A 1604-nucleotide genomic window follows, 5' to 3' on the forward strand; every position below is an offset into this window, starting at 1 on the left:
GCACGGCTGTCCGGGGAAAGGTATCGGTGATTCGATTTGTCGCGGCTGCATGCCCCGCCCGACGGGGGTTTCCCGCCTATTCTGTGTTTGCGAGACTCAGAAAAGGACGGGGCATGCGGTTCACTTCTAGCATTTTCGCCAAGCTCCTTGAACCGCTCAATCGTCGTCAGTTTGACGGGATTGTGGCGCGTCACCGGGGGAACGCGTACGACAAATCGTTCGAGAGCTGGGATCATCTGCTGGTCCTGATGTTCGGGCAGTTCAGCAAGGCGGAGACGCTTCGCGGCGTTGAGGCGAGCTGGAACGCGAACCGGCAGCATCATTACCATCTGGCGAGCGGTACGGTGCAGCGCTCGACATTGTCGGACGCGAACCGGCGCCGGCCGGTAGAAGTGTTCAGCGACACCTTCATCCTGCTCGCGGGTCAGCTCGATCGTCTGGCACGGCGGGACGGCCGGGCGATGCTGCGCCTGATCGATTCGACGCCGATCCCACTGGGCAAGCTTTACGGCTGGGCGAAATCGAATGGACGCTTCAAGGGCATGAAGGTGCATATCGTCTACGCCCCCGAGACCGACAGCCCGCGCATCCTCGGTATCACCAACGCCAACGTCAACGACGCCCCGGTCGGCCGCACCGCCACGATCGAGGCTGGTGCGACATACGTGTTCGACAAGGGCTATTGTCATTATGGCTGGTGGCGCCAAATCGCCGATGCCAAGGCGTTCTTCGTGACACGTCCCAAGAGCAGCATGAAGCTCGAGCTGGTCGAGCAGCGGCCGCTTCTCACGGTGACCGGCGATGGCTTTACCGTCCTCGACGATGCCGAGGTGAGCTTCGCCAGCAAAGGCGACTCCAAGCTGCCGATCCGGCTCCGCCAGATCAAGGTCCAGCGCCACGAGACCGGCGATGTGCTCACCCTGCTGACCAATGACTTGGCGCGCCCGGCGCTCGAGATCGCCGCACTCTACAAGGCGCGCTGGCAGATCGAGCTCCTGTTCCGCTGGATCAAGCAGCACCTCAAGATTCGTAAGTTCCTCGGAAACAACGACAATGCCATCCGCCTTCAGATCTACGCCGCCATGATCGCCTACGCCCTGCTGCGCATCGCCGTCCGGACTTATAAGATTCACCTCTCCATCCTTCGATTCACCGATCTCGTCGCCCAATGCCTGTTTGACCGCCGTGACATCGCCGCGATCGACAGGCCACCGCCCGTCAACCCAAGCACCCGAAAAACGCGAAGCTCTCCACACCAGCTCAGGTTCACCTATGTCTGATTTTTCCCCGGACAGCCGTGCGCCGGCCGGGTTTATCGGCGTTGAGCGGCCGCGGCGCAAGCCGACGATTTCGACGCCGCCGTGCGAAACCCGGCGTTGGTGTAGCATGTCACGGACCACGCGCGGGGCGCCGTCATGCGCAAGCCCATCTTCATCCTTCTCGGTATCCTCGGGACCCTCTTCTATCTCGCCCTCGCCGTCCTCGGCGAGGGCGGCGTGGCGCCCTTCTTTTCGCGGCCGCCGCTCGTCGCGCTGGCGCTCGCCCTCGCGGCGCTGCTCGTCGCCTCGTTCTTCATGCGGGGCAATCTCAACACCGGCGAGCGC

1 protein-coding gene and 1 pseudogene are annotated in these 1604 nt (G+C 63.0%); both read left to right on the plus strand.

The annotated features are described in order from the left end of the window. The first annotated feature begins 113 nt into the window (after nt 1-113). On the plus strand, nt 114-1280 hold the full coding sequence (locus NEZ08_RS04760; RefSeq protein ID WP_298104260.1) for an IS4 family transposase: 1167 nt from the start codon (nt 114-116) through the stop codon (nt 1278-1280). A 135-nt stretch (nt 1281-1415) separates the two neighbouring features. After that, nucleotides 1416-1604: pseudogene (locus NEZ08_RS04765) on the plus strand (hypothetical protein); the annotation flags it as partial.

It is taken from the genome of Bradyrhizobium sp., assembly GCF_027451485.1.
Lineage (GTDB): Bacteria > Pseudomonadota > Alphaproteobacteria > Rhizobiales > Xanthobacteraceae > Bradyrhizobium.

Coding starts and splice junctions, on each gene's coding strand:
- NEZ08_RS04760 (WP_298104260.1), top strand. CDS start 114: ATGCGGTTCACTTCTAGCATTTTCGCCAAGCTCCTTGAACCGCTCAAT.